10 protein-coding genes and 4 tRNA genes are annotated in these 18,549 nt (G+C 75.0%); 8 read left to right on the top strand and 6 right to left on the bottom strand.

The window, feature by feature from the left end; genetic code table 11:
• Positions 1-62 precede the first annotated feature (62 nt).
• From GD880_RS09945 to GD880_RS09920, 6 genes are all read left to right on the top strand, one after another.
• Positions 63-1,004, top strand: a complete 942-nt coding sequence (locus tag GD880_RS09945; RefSeq protein ID WP_152231481.1) for an iron chelate uptake ABC transporter family permease subunit — start codon at positions 63-65, stop codon at positions 1,002-1,004.
• Positions 994-2,001, top strand: coding sequence for an iron chelate uptake ABC transporter family permease subunit (locus GD880_RS09940; protein ID WP_344381342.1), 1,008 nt, complete (start codon positions 994-996; stop codon positions 1,999-2,001). Before GD880_RS09945 ends, GD880_RS09940 begins: the two co-directional genes overlap by 11 nt.
• Positions 1,998-2,756: an iron ABC transporter ATP-binding protein gene (locus GD880_RS09935; RefSeq protein ID WP_152231460.1), complete on the top strand. Its 759-nt coding sequence runs from the start codon at positions 1,998-2,000 to the stop codon at positions 2,754-2,756. Before GD880_RS09940 ends, GD880_RS09935 begins: the two co-directional genes overlap by 4 nt.
• Positions 2,757-2,879: 123 nt before the next feature.
• Positions 2,880-4,550 (top strand): TIGR02677 family protein, encoded by a 1,671-nt coding sequence (locus GD880_RS09930; protein ID WP_226909532.1) that lies wholly within the window; start codon positions 2,880-2,882, stop codon positions 4,548-4,550.
• Positions 4,547-5,806, top strand: a complete 1,260-nt coding sequence (locus tag GD880_RS09925; protein ID WP_152231458.1) for a TIGR02678 family protein — start codon at positions 4,547-4,549, stop codon at positions 5,804-5,806. The genes GD880_RS09930 and GD880_RS09925 overlap by 4 nt, the downstream gene beginning before the upstream one ends.
• Positions 5,803-10,194 carry a TIGR02680 family protein gene (locus GD880_RS09920; RefSeq protein ID WP_152231457.1) on the top strand — a complete coding sequence of 1,464 codons (4,392 nt, stop codon included), beginning with the start codon at positions 5,803-5,805 and terminating at the stop codon, positions 10,192-10,194. Before GD880_RS09925 ends, GD880_RS09920 begins: the two co-directional genes overlap by 4 nt.
• A 40-nt stretch (positions 10,195-10,234) precedes the next feature.
• Here the strand turns inward: GD880_RS09920 and treZ are convergent, their stop codons facing one another.
• The 6 genes from treZ to GD880_RS09890 form a co-directional block, all read right to left on the bottom strand.
• Positions 10,235-11,995, bottom strand: a complete 1,761-nt coding sequence (gene treZ / locus GD880_RS09915; RefSeq protein ID WP_152231456.1) for a malto-oligosyltrehalose trehalohydrolase — start codon at positions 11,993-11,995, stop codon at positions 10,235-10,237.
• A complete protein-coding gene (gene treY / locus GD880_RS09910; RefSeq protein WP_152231455.1) occupies positions 11,992-14,496 on the bottom strand; it encodes a malto-oligosyltrehalose synthase in 2,505 nt (834 codons plus the stop codon). Before treY ends, treZ begins: the two co-directional genes overlap by 4 nt.
• Before the next feature lie 94 nt (positions 14,497-14,590).
• On the bottom strand, positions 14,591-16,711 hold the full coding sequence (gene glgX, locus GD880_RS09905) for a glycogen debranching protein GlgX (RefSeq protein WP_152231454.1): 2,121 nt from the start codon (positions 16,709-16,711) through the stop codon (positions 14,591-14,593).
• A gap of 316 nt (positions 16,712-17,027) precedes the next feature.
• A tRNA-Val gene (locus GD880_RS09900) sits at positions 17,028-17,102 on the bottom strand.
• 16 nt (positions 17,103-17,118) lie between these two features.
• Positions 17,119-17,189 (bottom strand) — tRNA-Cys (locus GD880_RS09895).
• A 36-nt stretch (positions 17,190-17,225) separates the two neighbouring features.
• Positions 17,226-17,298, bottom strand: a tRNA-Gly gene (locus GD880_RS09890).
• Positions 17,299-17,417: 119 nt separating this feature from the next.
• Between GD880_RS09890 and GD880_RS09885 the strand changes: the two genes are divergently transcribed.
• On the top strand, positions 17,418-18,263 hold the full coding sequence (locus GD880_RS09885; protein ID WP_152231453.1) for an aminotransferase class IV: 846 nt from the start codon (positions 17,418-17,420) through the stop codon (positions 18,261-18,263).
• A gap of 156 nt (positions 18,264-18,419) precedes the next feature.
• Positions 18,420-18,491, top strand: a tRNA-Val gene (locus GD880_RS09880).
• Positions 18,492-18,549: the final 58 nt, after the last annotated feature.

The following is an 18,549-nucleotide window of genomic DNA, read 5'->3' as shown; positions in this document are numbered from 1 at the left end:
CGGCGGGGGCCGACCTCGTCGCGCGCACCACCCGCCGCCGGCGCCTCGCCGTCTCCGCCGCGCTGCTCGGCGTGGCCCTGCTCGCCGGGGTCTCGCTGTTCGTCGGCGTGTCCGACCTGTCCGTCGGCGACGTCCTGTCCGGCCAGCTCACCGACGCCCAGGCCCAGACCCTGCTGGCCTCCCGGGTGCCGCGCACCGTCGCGATCCTGCTGGCCGGGTCGGCGATGGCCATCGCCGGGCTGGTCATGCAGCTGCTCGTGCGCAACAAGTTCGTCGAGCCCTCGACCGCGGGCACCACCGAGTCCGCCGGGCTCGGGCTGCTCGCGGTGACCCTGCTCGCCCCCGGCCTGCCGCTGGCCGGGAAGATGGGCGTGGCAGCGCTCTTCGCCCTGGCCGGCACGGTGCTCTTCCTGCGCGTCCTGCGCGCCATCCCGCTGCGCTCGGCGGTCGTCGTGCCCCTGGTGGGGATGATCCTGTCCGGCGTCGTCGGCGCCGCGAGCACCTTCCTCGCCTACCGCTTCGACATGCTCCACACCCTCTCGTCCTGGATGACCGGGGACTTCTCCGGGGTGGTGCGCGGGCGCTACGAGCTGCTGTGGGTGGTGGCGGCGTGCACCGTCGTCGCCTACCTCGCGGCCAACCGGTTCACCGTGGCCGGGCTGGGCGAGGAGTTCACCACCAACCTCGGGCTGAACTACCGCCGCGTGCTCGCGCTGGGCCTGTCCATCGTCGCGGTCACCTCCGCGGTGGTCGTCGTCGTGGTCGGCGGCCTGCCCTTCCTCGGCCTGGTCGTGCCCAACGTTGTCTCGCTGGCGATGGGGGACTACCTGCGCCGCTCGCTGCCCTGGGTGGCCATCCTCGGCGCGGCGTTCGTGCTGGTCTGCGACATCGTCGGCCGGCTGGTCATCTACCCGGCCGAGATCCCCATCGGCGTCGTCGTCGGCGTCGTCGGGGCCGCCGTCTTCCTCTTCCTGCTCCTGCGGAGGCCCGCCGGTGCCCGCTGACACCCTCCCCGTGACCGCGCCCGCCGCGGCCGACGGCGACCGGCGCACCCTGACGCCGGCGGTGCGCCTGGTGCTCCTCGGCGCCGCCGCCGTCGTGGCCGCCGCCGCGTTCCTCACCCTGGGCGCGATGGACGCCTTCGAGCTGCTGGCGCCGCTGCGCCTGGCCCGCCTGGCGCCGATGGTCATCGTCGGGGCCGCGGTGGCGGTCTCGACCGTGCTCTTCCAGACGGTCACCGAGAACCGCATCCTCACGCCGTCGATCATGGGCTTCGACGCCCTCTACGCGCTGATCCAGACGGCCGCGGTGTTCGTGCTGGGCTCGACGGCGGTCATCGCCACGGCGCCGGTGGCGCGATTCGGCGTCGAGGTCGTGGCGATGCTCGCGCTGTCGATGCTGCTGTTCCGGTGGCTGTTCGGCGGGCCGCGCCGCTCGCTGTACCTCATGGTCCTCGTCGGCATCGTCTTCGGGACGCTGTTCCGCTCCCTGGCGACGTTCCTGCAGCGGGTGATCGACCCCAACGAGTACCTCATCGTCCAGGACCGGCTCTTCGCCTCCTTCAGCCGGGTGGACCCGGGGCTGCTGGCGGTGTGCGCCGTCGTCGTCGTGGCGGTGTTCGCCTGGGTCTGGGGCGCGCGCCGCGACCTCGACGTCGTCGCCCTCGGCCAGCCCATGGCCACCGCGCTGGGCGTGGACCACCGGGTGCTGGTGCTCAAGGTGCTCGCCGCCTGCGCGCTGCTCGTCTCCGTCTCCACGGCCCTGGTCGGCCCGATCACGTTCTTCGGCCTGCTCGTGGCGAACCTGGCGTACCTCGTCATGGGCACGCACCGGCACGCCTACCTGCTGCCCGGGGCCGCGCTGCTCGGCGTGATCACCCTCGTGGGCGGGCAGAGCATCCTCGAGCACGTGTTCGGGATGGACACCGTGCTCTCCGTCATCGTCGAGTTCGTCGGAGGGATCGTCTTCATCATGCTGCTCATCCGGGGAGGCAAGCGGTGATCGAGGTCCAGCAGCTCACCAAGGCCTACGGGTCCACCGTCGTCGTCGACGACGTCTCGCTCACCCTGCCCACCGGCGGCGTGACCTCGATCATCGGCGCCAACGGGGCCGGGAAGTCCACCCTGCTGTCGATCATCGCCCGCCTGCTCGGCGCCGACGCCGGCACCGTGCGCATCGACGGCCTCGACGTGGCCCAGGCGCCGAGCGCGGAGCTGGCCAAGCGGCTGTCCATCCTGCGCCAGGACAACCACCTCGCCGTCCGGCTGACGGTGCAGGACCTCGTCGCCTTCGGCCGCTACCCGCACACGAAGGGCCGGCTCACCGTCGAGGACCGGCGCAAGATCGCCGGGGCGATGGAGTACCTGGGCCTGTCCGGCCTGGCCGGGCGCTACCTCGACGAGCTCTCCGGCGGGCAGCGCCAGCGGGCCTTCGTGGCGATGGTGCTGTGCCAGGACACCGACTACGTCCTGCTCGACGAGCCGTTGAACAACCTCGACATGAGGCACGCCGTCGGCATGATGCAGCTGCTCCGGCGCACCGCCGACGAGCTGGGCAAGACGGTCGTCGTCGTCGTCCACGACATCAACTTCGCCTCCTGCTACTCCGACCACATCGTGGCGATGAAGGACGGCAAGGTGCTCTGCCAGGGCAGCCCCGAGCAGATCATCGACACCGCCTGCCTGCGCGACGTCTACGACATGGAGGTCGCCGTGGAGGTCATCGGCGGGCGGCGCATCGGGGTGTACTACGGCTGACTGACCCGGCGCGGCGCACGTCACCTCGCCACGCGCCCCCGCCCGCCGATCCGGTCCGCCTGCGGCCATTAAGGTGGACCGTCCGCCGGTGGCGGAGGAAGGGACGTGCAGGTGGTTGCTGGGGTGAGCGAGACGGTGCCGGACGGCGAGGAGGCGACGGCGCGGCTGGACCTGTTCCGCTACCTCACGGCCGACCTGGCCGCGGAGTACCGCGCCATCATGAGCCTGTTCGGCTCCACGCTGCTGGCCGACCTGTCCGCCGCCGAGGTCAGCGACGGGCTGGCCGAGCGCGGCGTCGCCCTCTCCGTCGAGGAGGTCACCACCCGCTGCGAGCAGCTCGAGCGGTGGGGCAACCTCGTGCGCGGCATCCGCGATGCCCGGGTGGCCACCGTGCAGGACTACGTGCGCTCCCGCGCCCGCTACCAGGCCTCCAAGCTCGGCGTCCGGGTGCACCGCGAGGCCGAGGCGATCCTGGCCGCCGGTGACGGCGCCCGGGAGGTGGCCCGCGAGCTGCTCGGCGCCACCGCCGAGACCCTCGACCGCATCGTCGCCCGCATGGCGGCGGCCACCGACGCCCGCCCGGTCGACGCCGAGGCCCTCTCCGGCGACGTCACCACGGTGTTCAACAACCAGCGGCTCTTCTCCGACAGCGTCCGCGACTTCTACGCGTACGTGAACACGGTGCTCACCCGCTACGACCTCGCCGGGGAGGAGTACCAGCAGTTCAAGCGCCTCCTGCTGGACTACATCGACCTGCTCACCGCCGACGTCGCCCGCCACGCCCCCGTCGTCGCGCGCCGATTCGCCGCCCTCGAGCCGGTGCTCGACGACGTCCTCGCGGCCCTGGCCGCCCTGCCCACGCTGCAGTCGGCGGACGCGCGCACCGAGCGGCTGCCTGGCCGCACCCGCGAGGACTGGGAGCACGTGCGCGGCTGGTACACCGGCGCCGACGGGCGCTCGGGCCCCGAGACGCTGCGGATGGCCGCCGACCAGGCGCTGGGCCAGCTCCTGGCCAACACCAAGCGGATGCTGGCGTCGGCCGGCACCGGGGTGAGCCGGCGCGCCGACCTGCTCAAGCTCGCCGCGTGGTTCGACGACGCCGACGCCGACCAGGCGCACCGGCTGTACGCCGCCGCCTTCGGGGCCTACCCGGCCCGGCACCTGCTCGGCGGGCCGGAGGAGCCGGACCCGCGTGACGGCGCCACGACCTCCTGGTGGGCCGCCACCCCCGTGGAGGTGCCGCTGAGCCTGCGCGAGCGCGGCGACCGCGGCGCACGCGGGCGGACCTCCTCGGTGCCCGACCCCGGCCTGGACCGGGTCCGGCTGCTGGCCGAGGCGCAGGGCGAGGCCGACGCCCGCGCCGCCGCCGTCGGCGAGCTCGTCGCCGCCGGCCGCCTGGACGGCGCCGAGGTCAGCCCGGCGGCGCTGAGCCTGCTGCTCGGCCAGCTCACCCGCCTGCTGGCCGTGCACCCCCAGCTCGAGGCCGCGGCGCGCGCCACGGACACCGACCTCGGGCTCACCCTGGAAGCGGTGCCCGACCCGGCCGCGACGACGACGCTACGCACCCCCGACGGCGACCTCACCGTCCACGGGCTCGTCCTCGAGGTCAGCGCCGCCGGTGCGCCGCCGGCCGCCGCGTCGTCACCGGCCGCCGCGTCGTCGGCACCGGCCACGTCGAACCGGGCCCCGGCCACCCCGCCCGCGGCGGCGGCGAGCAGCGCCGAGGCCGAGGCCGACGCCGACGCCGAGGCCGACGCGCCCACGCACCGCGAGCCCGCGGAGGTGCAGGCGTGAGCGCCCACGGCACCGCCGAGCACGACGCCGCCGAGCGCCGCGAGGCCGCCCGGGCGCTGCTGCGCCACCCCGTCCTCACCAAGGCCCGGCACGGGGAGGAGCTCGCCCTCGTCCGCCGGCATGCGCCGGCCCTGAAGAAGATGTTTTCCGCCGTCCTGGGATACCACCTCGTGGTGGAGGCCTCCTTCGCCCGCCTCGTCAAGGACGCCCCCAGCACCGACGCCCCGCCGCGCCCCGCCCAGCGCCGCGGCGGGCAGCCCTTCGCGCCGCGCACCTACGCCTACCTCGCCCTCGTCTGCGCCGGCCTGCTGCAGACCGCCGGCCGCGAGCAGGTGCTCCTGGGCACCCTCGTCGAGCAGGTCCGCGCGGACGCCGCGATCGCCGGTATCGCGATGGACGACTCGCTCACGGACCGCCGCCATCTCGTCCAGGCCATCGCGCTGCTCCTCGACTGGGGCGTGCTCAGCGAGACAGACGGTTCGGTCACCGCCTGGGGCGACCGCCACGAGGAGGCCCTGCTCGAGGTCAACCGCACCCTGCTCACCCACGTGCTCGCCCGCCCGCTGGGCGACGTCGACACCGCCGAGGAGCTCCTGGAGCGCGGCGGCCGCACGGCCGCCGAGCAGGCGCGGCGGGCGCTGCGCCGCCGGCTCGTCGAGAACCCGCTCGTGCGCCGCGAGGACCTCACGGCCGAGGAGCAGCACGTGCTCTCCCGCGAGCGGGCCGACCTGAGCCGCACCCTGGCCGACCACTTCGGGTTGACCCTCGAGGTCCGCCAGGAGGGCGCCCTGGCCTACGACGTCGATGGCGACCTCACCGACGTCGCCTTCCCCGGCCAGGGCACCGTCGCGCACGTCGCGCTGCTGCTCGTCAATGCCCTGGTCGACGACCTCGACGGCGGGCCCGGCGCCACCGCCGAGGTCGACGGCCGGGCGGTGCCCGGCCTGCTCGCCCCCTGGGCCGCGGTCTCGGACGCCGTCCATCTGCTCGTCGAGCAGTACGGCGCCACGTTCGCCGAGGCGTTCGCCACCGACCCCGAGTACCTCCAGGCCGAGGTCGTCACCCGGCTCGAGGAGCTCAGCCTCGCCCGGCGCACCCCCGCCGGGCTGGTGCTGCACCCCGCCTGCGCCCGCTACCAGCCCGAACCCCAGCGCGCCCCGCGCCGGACGCCCGCCCCGGCCGCGCCGGCCGGCGGCCCGGACGCGGCCGGACCCGACGCGCAGCAGAGCCTTTTCCCGCTCCAGGAGGACCGATGAGTGCCACGACCACGACGCCGATCCCGGCGGAGCCGGACGGTGCCGCCGACGTCGTCGCGGACGCCGGCGCGGACATCGCCGCGGGCACCGCTCCGGACGGCGTCGCCGCCCCGGCCGCGGGCGGCCAGCAGGCGCCCCACCCGCACAGGTGGCGCCTGCACCGGGCCGGCATCGTCAACGTGTGGCACTACTGGGCCGAGACGTTCCAGTTCTCCGGCGGCCGGATGGTGCTGCGCGGCACCAACGGCTCGGGCAAGAGCCGCGCCCTGGAGATGCTCCTGCCCTTCGTCCTCGACGCCGACCGGCGGCGCATGGACTCCACCGGCTCGGGCAAGGTCCGCCTCGACGAGCTCATGAAGGTGGGCGCCGAGGGACAGGGCAACCGGCTCGGGTACCTGTGGGTCGAGCTGGCCCGCGACGGCGAGCGGAGCCGCGGCGAGCGCGACGGCGATGGCGGCGCAGAGGCGCCCGGCACCGACGCCGCCCGCGAGCACCTCACCCTCGGTGCGCTGGTGCGCTGGTCGGCGAGCTCGGGCGAGGCGCGGGTCTGGTACTTCACCACCCCGCTGCGCGTCGGGCACGACCTCGAGCTCCTCGACGCCGCCCGCCAGCCCATGCCGCGCGAGCGCCTCGCCGAGCTCATCGGCGCCGACCGGCTCACGGAGAACCCGGAGACCCACCGCGAGCGGGTCCGTGCCACCGTCTTCGGCCTGACCGGGCCGGGCGCCCGCGAACGCTACGACGGCCTGCTCCAGCTCATCCGCACCCTCCGCTCGCCCGACGTGGGCAACCGCATCGAGGAGGGCAACCTCCCGCGGATCCTCTCCGACGCCCTGCCGCCGCTGTCCGAGGAGACCCTCAACGACGCCGGCGGCCGGCTCGACGACCTCTCGGAGTCCCGGGAGTCCCAGCGCCGCCTGAGCGCCGCCCTCGAGCACGTCACCACCTTCCTCGGCACCTACGGCCGCTACGCCGCCACCGAGCTGCGCGCCACGGCCGGCCGGGCAGCCGGCGCCGCCGACGCCGCGCGGGCCGCCGCCGAGGCGGCCACGACCGCCGCCGCCGCCCGCGACGACCTCGCCACCCGGACCACGGAGGCGCGCACCGCCGTCGAGCGCCTCGACGCCCGGCAGGGCGAGCTCGCCGCCACCGCGGACGGCCTCAAGGCCTCCGAGGCCTACCGCGCCGGCCAGGACCTCGCGCAGCGGGACCGCCACGTCCGCACCCTCGCCGAGCTGGCCCAGGGCAGGCTCGACACCGCCGAGGGCGCGCGCCGCGCCGAGGCCAACGCCGTCGCCGCCGCCGACGCGCTCGCCGCGGAGGTGGTCGAGGCCGCCCGCGACGCCGCGCACGTCCTCGACGAGGCCCGGGCCGGCCTTCGCGGGGCGCACCTGGCGACCACCGCGCTCCCGGGCGCCGTCGAGGCGCACCTCGAGCCCGTCACCACCGCCGCCGAACCGGTGCGACTCCGCCTCGAGGGCGAGCCGCAGCCGCAGGGGCGCCCCGTCGCCCAGCAGCTCGTGGTCGCCCCTCCGGACCTCGAGGAGGCCGCCACGCGTGCCCGCGAGGTGGCCGGCGCGGCCCAGGCCCGGGCCGGGGAGGCCGGCAACCGCCTCCAGGGCGCCGCCGAGCTCGCCCGGGCGCGCACCGAGGCGGACCACGCCGAGGCGGCGGCCGCGGAGGCGGACGAGCGGCGCGCCGCGGACGATACCGCGGCCGCCGAGCGCGGCGAGCACCGCGACGCCGCCGCCCGCGAGCTCGCCGGCGCCTGGCGCGCCTGGGTGGCGGACGAGAGCACCGCAGAGCTCCTCGGGGAGGTGGACTGGCCGGCCACCGCCGTCGGCCCGCTCCTCCTCGACGCCGACGTGCTCACCGGGGACGCCCGCGACGGGCAGGCCGACGACGCCCCGGACGTGCCCCGGCTCGCCGAGCTCGACCGCGTGGCCACCGAGGCCGCCGAGGCCGCCCGCGACCGGCACGCCCGCACCGTGGCCACGCTGGACGCCGAGGAGCAGGCCGACAAGGCCCGGCGCGCCGAGCTCACCGCCGAGCAGCGCGAGCTGCGCGCCGCCAAGGACCCCCAGCCGCCCGCAGCGCCATGGACCGGCGCGCTGCCGGAGGGGACCGAGCCGCTGTGGCGCGCCGTCGACTTCGCCGACGGCCTGGACGACGCCGACCGGGCCGGCCTGGAGGCGGCACTGCTGGCCGCCGGCCTGCTCGGTGCCGGGCTGAGCGCCGATGGGGCGCTGGTCGCCGAGGACGGCCAGACCCTCCTCACCCCGGCCGCCCCGCCGGCCCAGCACCCGCTACGCGCCGCGCTCGTACCCGACCCCGCCGCCGGCGTGCCGGCAGCGACCGTCAGCGCCGTGCTCGCCCGCGTCGGCCTGGGCCGCGACAGCCACACCACCTGGGTCGACGTCGACGGGTCGTGGGGCAACGGGCCCCTGCGCGGCCGGCACACCGCCGCGGCCGCGCGGCACATCGGCGCCGCGGCCCGGGCGGCCGCGCGCGCCGCGCGCCTCGCGCAGATCGACGACGAGCTCGCGGCCCTGGACGAGCGGGCGACGCAGCGGGTGGCTGCGCGCGAGCGGCTCGCCGCCGCGCGCGCCGCCCTCACCGCCCACGTGCGCACCGCCCCGACGGGCGCCGCGCTCGCCCAGGCCCGTACCCTCGCCGTCGCGGCCGCCCGGCAGGCGGCGCGCAGCCGCACCGAGGCGGCCCGGCTCGGCGACCGGGCGGCGGAGCTGCGTGCCGCGTGGAAGGCCCAGGAGGCCACCCACCGCAGCCTGTGCGACCGGCACGGCCTGCCCCACGACACCGAGGGGCTGCGCGAGGTGCGCGACACCGCCCACGCCGCCCAGGAGGCGTGCCGGGCCGGTGCCGCCGCCCTGGCCACCCTGGCGCGCCGCCGGGAGCGGCACGTCGAGGAGGTCGCCCGGCTCGCCGGCCACCGGGACCGCCGCATCGAGGCCGAGCACGGCGCCGAGGAGGCCTGGGCCCAGTGGCACCGCGAGGCCGCCGAGGTCGAGGCGCTCACCGAGAGCCTGGGCCAGGAGGCGGGCGAGGTCCACCGCCGCCTCGCCGCCGCCGAGGAGGAGCTGCGGCGGGTGACCCGCGAGCTCGCCGAGGCGCGGCGCACCGCCCAGACGCTCGGCGAGCAGGAGGCCGTGGCGCGCCGCGACGCCGAGACCGCCGAGGGCGCCGCCGCGACGGCCGGGGCGCAGCTTGCCGGGGTCCTGGAGCGCCTGCGCCGCCAGGTCGCCCTGCCGGGCCTCGTGGCGGCCGCGACCGGTGCCGACGAGCCCGGGGGCGGCGGGTCTGCCGCCGGTGCCGAGGAGCCCGCGACCGGTGCCCGCCGGCTCGAGGTCCCGCCCGTCGACGGACCGGTCACCCCCGACCTCGTCCAGCGCGCCGCCGCCGCGGTGCGCGACGCCGTCGCCGACGTCGGCAGCGCGGACGTCAACGCCCTCATGCGCGCCCGGCAGAAGCTCGAGGCCGAGCTGCAGGGCGGCTTCGACGTCGTCCACACCGTCACCGACGACGTCCACCTCGTCGACCTCGTCGACGCCACCGGCCGGCGGCCCGTGGCCGAGGCCGCCGCGGACCTGCGCGGCCGCGCCGAGCGCGCCCGCGAGGCCCTGACCAGCCGCGAGCACGAGGTGTTCACCAACTTCGTCATCGGCGGCGTGGGGGAGGAGCTGCGCCGGCGCCTGGCGCAGTCCGAGCAGCTCGTGGCCGCGATGAACGACAGCCTGCGGAGCATCAGCACCTCTCACGGCATCGGGGTGCGCCTGGCGTGGGTGCTCGACGCGCCCGAGGGCAGCGCGGTCCACCGCATCAAGGCGCTCGTCCAGACCGCGTCGGCCGTGCGCCCGGGCGAGCGCACCGAGGAACTTATCGGGCTGCTGCGCGAGCAGGTCGAGGAGCAGTTCGCGCTCGACGAGACCGCCGGCTACGCCCAGCACCTCAAGAACGCCCTGGACTACCGCGACTGGCACCACATGCGGGTCACCATCCTCGGGCCCGGGCCGCACGACCGCCGCGAGCTGCGCGGCCGGGCCAAGCTCTCCCAGGGCGAGACCCGATTCGTCTCCTACGTGACGCTCTTCGCCGCGGCCGACGCGTACCTGTCGGGGCTGGGCGACACGGCGCTGCGCCTGGTGCTGCTCGACGACGCCTTCGCCAAGGTCGACGACCCTACGATCGGCGAGCTCATGGGCCTGCTCGTGCGCCTCGACCTGGACTTCTGCATGACGGCGCACAACCTGTGGGTGACCTACCCGCAGGTGCCGTGCGCCGACGAGTACGAGATCCTGCGCGCCGAGGGCACCCCGGCCGTCGCCGTCCACACGCACTGGGACGGCCGCACCCGGCACCTGACGGTATGACGGGGCGGCGCGGTCCTGGCCACCTGGCGGCAGGCCGAGGTCAGGCGCTGCGCAGCACCGCCACGCCGGGCCCCTGGACGGTGAGCGACGTGCCGTCGTGCGCGAGGTCGGTCTCGCCCCACGCCAGCACCACCTCCGGCGCGCCGGCGTCGGCGGTGGGCAGCGGCACGGTGGCGCCGGCGTCGGTGAGGGCGACGACGACGTCGAGCGCGCCGCGGTGCATGACCAGCCAGGTCTGGTCCGCGGCGAGGTCGACGGCGGGCCGCTCGCCCGCGGCGAGGTCGGGCTCGGTGTGCCGGAGCCGGACCAGGGAGCGGTAGAACTCCAGCAGCCGGGCGTGCTCGGGCCGCGCGGGCTCCTCCCAGTCCAGCCGGGAGCGGGCGAAGGTCTCCGGCGACTGCGGGTCGGGCACCTCCACCGGGCCGCCGTAGAGCTCGGCCCAGCCGTGGCCGCCGAACTCCTGGGTGCGGCCCTGCCTGACCAGCGCGCCGAGCTCGGGGTCGTGGTCGGTGAAGTACAGGAACGGGGTGGTCGCGCCCCACTCCTCGCCCATGAACAGCATCGGGGTGTAGGGCCCGAGCAGCACGAGGGCGGCGCTGACGGCAAGCCGGCCGGGGGAGAGCACCCGGCTGGGCCGGTCACCCAGGGCGCGGTTGCCCACCTGGTCGTGGTCCTGGGCGAAGACGACGAAGCGGCGCCGGTCCGTCTCCGCCGGCGCCGGCGCGCCCCAGTCCTGGCCCCGGAAGCTCGAGTACGTGCCGTCGTGGACGAAGACGTCGCGCAGCGCCTTGACGAGGGTCTCGACGGACCCGAAGTCGGCGTAGTAGCCGTGCCGCTCCCCGGTGAGCAGGGCGTGCAGGGCGTGGTGGACGTCGTCGTCCCACTGCGCCGTCATGCCCAGGCCGCCGGCGTCGGTGGGCGTGACCATCCGGACGTCGTTCAGGTCGGACTCCGCGATGAGCGACAGCGGCCGGCCCACCGATCCAGAGAGCTCGGCGACGGCGTCGGACAGCTCGGCGAGCAGGTGCCGCGGGGAGTCGTCCAGCAGGGCGTGCACCGCGTCCAGGCGCAGCGCGTCGAGGTGGAAGTCCCGCAGCCAGCGCAGGGCGTTGTCGACGAGGAACGCGCGCACCTCGCCCGCGTCGTCGCCGTCGAGGTTGACCGCGGCGCCCCAGGGGGTGTGGTGCCGCTCGGTGAAGTAGGGCCCGAACTCGGCGAGGTAGTTCCCGGACGGGCCCAGGTGGTTGTAGACGACGTCGAGGCACACGGCGAGGCCGCGGGCGTGCGCGGCGTCGACGAAGCGCTGCAGGGCGGCGGGCCCGCCGTAGGGCTCGTGGACGGCGTACAGCGCCACGCCGTCGTAGCCCCAGCCGGCCCGGCCGGGGAAGGCGGCCACCGGCATGAGCTCGACCATGTCCACCCCGAGGCCGACGAGGTGGTCGAGCCGCTCGGCGGCGGCGTCGAGGGTGCCCTCCGGCGTGAAGGTGCCGACGTGCAGCTCGTAGATCACCGCCCCCAGGCTGGACCGGCCGGCCCAGGCGCCGTCGGACCAGGCGTGAGCGGCGGTGTCGAACGTGCGCGAGGGGCCGTGCACCCCGGCGGGCTGCCAGGGGCTGCGCGGGTCGGGGCGCGGCTCGCCGCCGTCGACGGCGAAGGCGTAGTCGGTCCCGGGCGCGAGCTCCCGGGCCGAGCGCCACCAGCCGCGCTCGGCCGCCACCATCGGCTCCCGCACGCCCCGCCCGGGCAGGACCAGCTCGATCTGGTGCGCGGCCGGGGCCCACACGCTCACGACGGCGGTCATGAGAGCTTCTCGAGCAGGGCCACCGGGCGGGCGGCGAGCAGGTCGCCCAGGCGGCACGGCCCCCCGGGGATGGTGGTGTCGTCGAGGACGTCGCGCCAGGGCCCCTCGGGCAGGACGACGGTGGCGTCCGGCAGGCCCCGGGCCGCGGCCGAGCCGGCCGCCAGGCGGGTGGCCACCGCGACGACGCGCGGGCCCGCGGGCGTGGTGCGGGCCAGGGCGACGGCGTGGCCGGTGGTGGTCGGCAGCGGCTCGTACCCCGCGTCGGCGCCGACGAAGGCGGCCGGGTGGCGCCGGCGCAGCCGCAGCACGGCCGCGGTGAGCTGGAGCTTCTCGTCGTCCAGCCCGCCGGGCCGGGCGCCGGCGTCCAGCGCCCCCAACCGGGCGGCGAGGGCGGCGTGGTCGACCGGGCGACGGTTGTCCGGGTCGACGAGGGAGGTCTGGGTGATCTCGCTGCCCTGGTAGACGTCCGCCACGCCGGGCACGGTGAGCTGGAGCAGCTTGGTGCTCAGCACCGTGGCCCGCACCGCCTCCGTCGTGCGCGCCACCCAGGCGGTGAAGGCCTCCACGACGGCCGGGTGCTCGAGCAGCGCCGCGGCGTAGGCGAGCATCGCCTCCTCGCGGGAGGTGTCCGGCGCCGTCCAGGTCGTCCAGGACTTCTGCTCGCGGGCGGCCTTGAGCAGGTAGCCCTGCAGGCGGTCCGCCGCGATGGGCCCGGCGGCGGTCCAGGTGCCGGCGAGGGTCTGCCACAGCAGGTTCTCCGTGCGCCCGTCCAGGTCCCCCGGGCGCAGCTCGGCGGTCGCCTCGCGCAGCGTGTGGACCAGGCTGACCCACTCCGGCGCCAGCTCGGAGAGCACGTTGATGCGGGCGCGCACGTCCTCCCCGCGCTTGGTGTCGTGGGTGGTGCCCGCGGTCATCGTGGCCGGCCAGGTGGCCACGACGTGCCCGGCCCAGGCGTGCAGCTCGTCGGGGTCGATGCCGAAGCGGGCCGGGTCCCCGCCCACCTCGCACAGGCTCACCAGGTGGGTCCAGCGGTAGAAGGCGGTGTCCTCCACGCCCTTGGCCATCACCGCCCCGCACACCTGCGGGAACCGGACGAGCAGCTCGGCCCGGCGCGGCTCCAGGGTGCGCCCGGCGCTGCCCACCTCGGTACCGAGCAGGAGGTCGACGACGACGTCGAGGGTGTCGTGCCGCTCGGGCTCGAGGCGGGCGCGGGCCGTCTCGGCGGCCTCGTGCAGCGTGCGCTCGCTGGCCGGCGGCACCGGCTCGCCGGGGACGATGTAGGTGCGGTAGCGGTCGAAGGCGACGAGGAGCTCGACGACGACGTCCTGCAGCGCCCGGAAGGTGTGGTCGCGCAGCCGGACGTCGTCGTGGCAGATGTCGGCCAGCAGGGTGGAGATCCGGTGCACCTCGGCGTACAGGGAGGTGGTGACGATCTGCCGCTTGGCGTCGTCGACGACCGTGTCGAGGTTGACCGCCTCGCCGGTGAGCTCGTACTGCAGCGCCGCCAGCGGGGTTGAGCCGGCGGCGTCGACCTGCAGGGCGCCCAGCCGCCAGGCCGCGTCGTAACCGGTGGTGCCGGCCACCGGCCAGTCCGAGGGCAGCTCCTCGTCGCCCTCGAGGATCTTCTCCGCCACGACCCACGCCCCGCCGGTGGCCTCGTGCAGCCGGCGGAGGTAGCCGCGCGGATCGGCGAGGCCGTCGGGGTGGTCGATGCGGAAGCCGTCGATGACGCCGGCGGCGTGCAGCTCGAGCAGCAGCGCGTGGGTGGCGTCGAAGACCTCGGGGTCCTCGACCCGGACGGCGGCGAGGGTGCCGATGTCGAAGAAGCGGCGGTAGTTGAGCTCCTCGTCCGCCACCCGCCAGTAGGCCAGGCGGTAGTGCTGGCGGTCGACGAGGTCGGCCAGTGGGAGCTGCTCGGTCTCCGGGCGCACCGGGAAGACGTGGTCGTAGTAGCGCAGCACGGGCTGCTCGCCGGCGGCGGGCTCGGAGGGCACGACCATCCGGTCGAGGGTGAGCTCGCCCGAGGCGAGCACGTCGCCGATCCGGCTGCCGAGGACGGGCATGAGCACGCCGTCCTCGGAGTCCTCCAGGTCGATGTCGAACCAGCGCGCGTACGGCGAGTCCGGGCCGTGGCCGAGCACCGACCACAGCGCCCGGTTGTGCCAGGCGGGGGTCGGCACGGCCATGTGGTTGGGGACGACATCGACGACGACGCCCAGGCCGCGCGCGTGCGCGGCGGCCGCGAGGGATTCCAGGCCCGCCCGCCCGCCGATGACCTCGCTGATCCGGGAGTGGTCGACGACGTCGTAGCCGTGGGTCGAGCCCGGCGCCGCCTGGAGGACGGGCGAGAGGTAGAGGTCGGTGACCCCCAGGGCGTCGAGGTAGGGCAGGAGCGCCTCCGCCTGGGCGAGGGACAGGTCCGGGCCGAGCTGGAGCCGGTAGGTGCTCACCGGCAGCCGGCGGCCCGGCGCCGGCAGGTGGGGACGGTGGGTCTCGGTCACTGTTCCTCCTGCGGTCGGGCCGTGGGCACGGTCATCGTGCTCCCTCGCCGCGCGGGTCGCGTGGCTGCGCGACGGCGGCCGGGGACCGGGGGGCTCACTGCTCCTCGTCCTGCGGGGCCACGAGGACGACGACGCTGCGGCCCTGGACCGTCAGCGACGCCCCGGCGCGCGCCGTCGTCCCGGCCGAGCGGCGCGAGCTCGTGTCGAGGAAGACGTGCCACCGGTCCGCGAACTCCGCCCCGGGCAGCGTGAACCGGATCGCCTCCGGGTCGGCGTTGAGCATGACGAGGATGGAGTCGTCGACGACCCGCTCGCCCCGGGCGTCCGGCTCATAGATCGCGTTGCCGTTGAGGAAGACCATGACCGACCGGGCGAACGAGGCGCCCCAGTCCTCGTCGCTCATGTGCTCGCCGCTGGGGCGGAACCACTCGATGTCGCCGAGCTCGGACTCCCCGCCGTGCTCGGGGGCGCCGGCGAAGAACCGGCGCCGGCGCAGCACCGGGTGGTCCTTGCGCATGTGGACCACCTTGCGGGTGAAGTCGAGGAGCTCCTGGCGCTCGTCGTCCAGGTCCCAGTGCACCCAGCTCAGCTCGTTGTCCTGGCAGTAGACGTTGTTGTTGCCCAGCTGGGTCCGGCCCAACTCGTCCCCGTGGGCGATCATCGGCACGCCCTGGCTGATGAGCAGGGTGGTGAGGAAGTTGCGCTGCTGGCGCGCGCGCAACCGGTTGATGCCGGGGTCGTCGGTGGGCCCCTCGGCGCCGCAGTTCCACGAGCGGTTGTAGGACTCGCCGTCGGCGTTGTCCTCGCCGTTGTCCTCGTTGTGCTTCTCGTTGTAGGAGACCAGGTCGCGCAGGGTGAAGCCGTCGTGGGCGGTGATGAAGTTGACGGAGGCGACCGGCCGGCGCCCGCTGTGCTCGTACAGGTCCGAGGACCCGCTGAGCCGGCTGGCGAACTCCCCGAGCGTCGACGGCTCGCCGCGCCAGAAGTCCCGCACGGTGTCGCGGTACTTGCCGTTCCACTCCGACCACAGCGGCGGGAAGCCGCCCACCTGGTACCCGCCCTCGCCGACGTCCCACGGCTCGGCGATGAGCTTGGCCTGGGAGATGACCGGGTCCTGCTGGACGATGTCGAAGAACGCCGACAGGCGGTCCACCTCGTGCAGCTCGCGGGCGAGCGTGGAGGCCAGGTCGAAGCGGAACCCGTCGACGTGCATCTCCTCGACCCAGTACCGCAGCGAGTCCATGATCATCTGCAGCGTGTGCGGCGAGCGCATGAGCAGGGAGTTGCCGGTGCCGGTGGTGTCGAAGTAGTGCGCCTCGTCGCCGTCGACCAGGCGGTAGTACGAGGCGTTGTCGATGCCGCGGAAGGACAGCGTGGGCCCGAGGTGGTTGCCCTCGGCGGTGTGGTTGTAGACGACGTCGAGGATGACCTCGATGCCGGCCTCGTGCATGGCCTTGACCATGGTCTTGAACTCCTGCACCTGCTCGCCGCGGGTGCCGTAGGCGGCGTAGCCGTTGTGCGGGGCGAAGAAGCCGATGGTGTTGTAGCCCCAGTAGTTGCTCAGCCCCTTGGCCTGCAGGTGCGAGTCGTTGACGAACTGGTGGACCGGCATGAGCTCGATCGCGGTGATGCCCAGCTCGGTGAGGTGCTCGACGACCGCCGGGTGCGCGAGGCCGGCGTAGGTGCCGCGCAGCTCCTCGGGGACGGCCGGGTGCAGCTTCGTCAGGCCCTTGACGTGGGCCTCGTAGATCACCGACTCGTGGTAGTCCAGGTCCGGCGGGCGGTCGTAGCCCCAGTCGAAGTAGGGGTTGATGACCACCGAGACCATCGTGTGCCCGAGGGAGTCCTCGGTGTTGCGCTCCTCCGGGTCCTCGAAGCTGTAGGAGAACAGCGAGGGGTGGCCGTCGAACCACCCGTCGATGGCCTTGGCGTAGGGGTCGAGGAGGAGCTTGGACGGGTCGCACCGGTTCCCGGCGGCGGGGTCGTAGGGCCCGTGCACCCGGTAGCCGTAGCGCTGGCCCGGCTGGACGCCGGGGAGGTAGGCGTGCCACACGTGCGCGTCGACCTCGGTGAGCTCGACGCGTTCCTCGTTCTTCTCGTCGTCGAGCAGGCACAACTCGACCCGCTCGGCGACGTGGGAGTACAGGGCGAAATTGGTGCCAGAGCCGTCGTACGTGGCCCCGAGAGGGTAGGGGCGTCCGGGCCAGATCTGCATTCGCCCAGATTCGCACGGGCTCGCCGGGACGGCCCGGTGAAGGGGCAGAAGTGGCATGCGTCACGTCCGGTGGGCGCCGCGGGCCGGCTGGGGCTGTCGGCGTCACCGGCCGCCCGGGCCGGAGGGTGCTCGTGACGTGCGTCATGCGCGTCGAGTCGTCGTGACGTGCGTCATGCACATCGGGTCGTGATGGCGTCACGCGCATCGGGTCGTGGGGTGCGTCACGCGCCGCGTCGGCCGCGTCAGCCCGCGTCGCCTGAGCGGACGAGCCGCGCGAACGACGAAGGCCCGGAACCTTCCGGTTCCGGGCCTTCCGTGGTGGGCGATACTGGGATCGAACCAGTGACCTCTTCCGTGTCAGGGAAGCGCGCTACCGCTGCGCCAATCGCCCAAGTTGTCAGCATCCGAGGTGGCGACGGGATTCGAACCCGTGTGTACGGCTTTGCAGGCCGCTGCCTCGCCTCTCGGCCACGCCACCCTGAGGCTTGTTGCCCACCGGGGGGTGGTGCCTCCGAGCGGATGACGGGACTCGAACCCGCGACCCTCACCTTGGCAAGGTGATGCTCTACCAACTGAGCCACATCCGCATGCTCCATCCGGGGAGCTTTCGCTCTCCGGCGGTGCTCCAGAACTTTAAACCAGGACCGCGGTGAAAGTCCAAATCCACGGGGTGGTCTGAGCGCGTGAGCCGTGACACAGTGCGCTGATGGCCTCCGAAAACCGCGTCGTTCTCTGGTTCGACGGCGCACTGCGCGACCCCGCCGAGCCGCTGCTGCGTGCCACCGACCACGGGCTCACCGTCGGCGACGGTGTCTTCGAGGCGTGCGAGCTCCTCGACGGGCGGCCCTTCGCGCTCACCCGACACCTGGACCGGCTGGAGCGCTCCGCCGACGGGCTCGGCCTGCCCACGCCCGACCGGGAGGAGGTCGCCCGCGCCGTCGAGGCGGTCGCCGCGGCGTGGGGCACCGACCTGGCCCGCATCCGGATCCTGTGGACGGCGGGGGAGGGGCCGCTGGGCAGCGACGCCGCCTGGGGGCCGGGCACGCTCGTGGTCGCGGCCGGCGCGGTGGGCGCGCCGGTGGCGGCCCGGGTCGCCGTCGTCCCGTGGGTGCGGAACGAGCGTTCCGCCATCGCCGGGCTGAAGACGACGTCCTACGCCGAGAACGTCCGGGCGCTGGCCTGGGCCAAGGCGCACGGCGCGGACGAGGCGGTGTTCGCCAACACCCGCGGCGAGCTGTGCGAGGGGACCGGCACCAACGTCTTCGTCGAGGCCGACGGCGCCCTGCTCACCCCGCCGCTCGAGTCCGGCTGCCTGGCCGGGGTGACGCGGGCGATCGTCATGGAGTGGGCGCTCGGGGCGGGGATCGAGGTGCGCGAGGAGACCCTCGACATCGCCGTCATGGACGAGGCGCGCCATCTGGCGCTGACATCCTCGACCCGCGGGATGGTCCCGGTGGTCGCGGTCAACGGGCGCGACCTCGAGCCCGGGCCGCTGACCCAGCAGGTCGCCGAGATCTACACCCGCCAGCACGTGCTGGACACCGACCCGTGAGGCCCGGTGGGGGCCTGCCGGCGGCCCCTGTGCCCGGGGCGAGCGGGCGGCCCTGGGAGGCGGTGTGGCCTTCCTCTCACGGCGCCGGTTTCACGATCCGGGGAAAGGTTCGCTACGATCACATCTCGCAACGGACAGCCCCCGCGGCTGACCTACGGGCGATTGGCTCAGCGGTAGAGCGCCTCGTTCACACCGAGGAGGTCACTGGTTCGATCCCAGTATCGCCCACAGCACGAGAGAGCCCCCGACCAGCGGAAACGCGGGTCGGGGGCCCTTTGCGCGTCCG

The sequence above is a fragment of the Georgenia ruanii genome (genome assembly GCF_009193175.1).
Taxonomy (GTDB): Bacteria; Actinomycetota; Actinomycetes; order Actinomycetales; family Actinomycetaceae; genus Georgenia; species Georgenia ruanii.
This window is presented reverse-complemented; position numbering and strand designations above follow the sequence as displayed.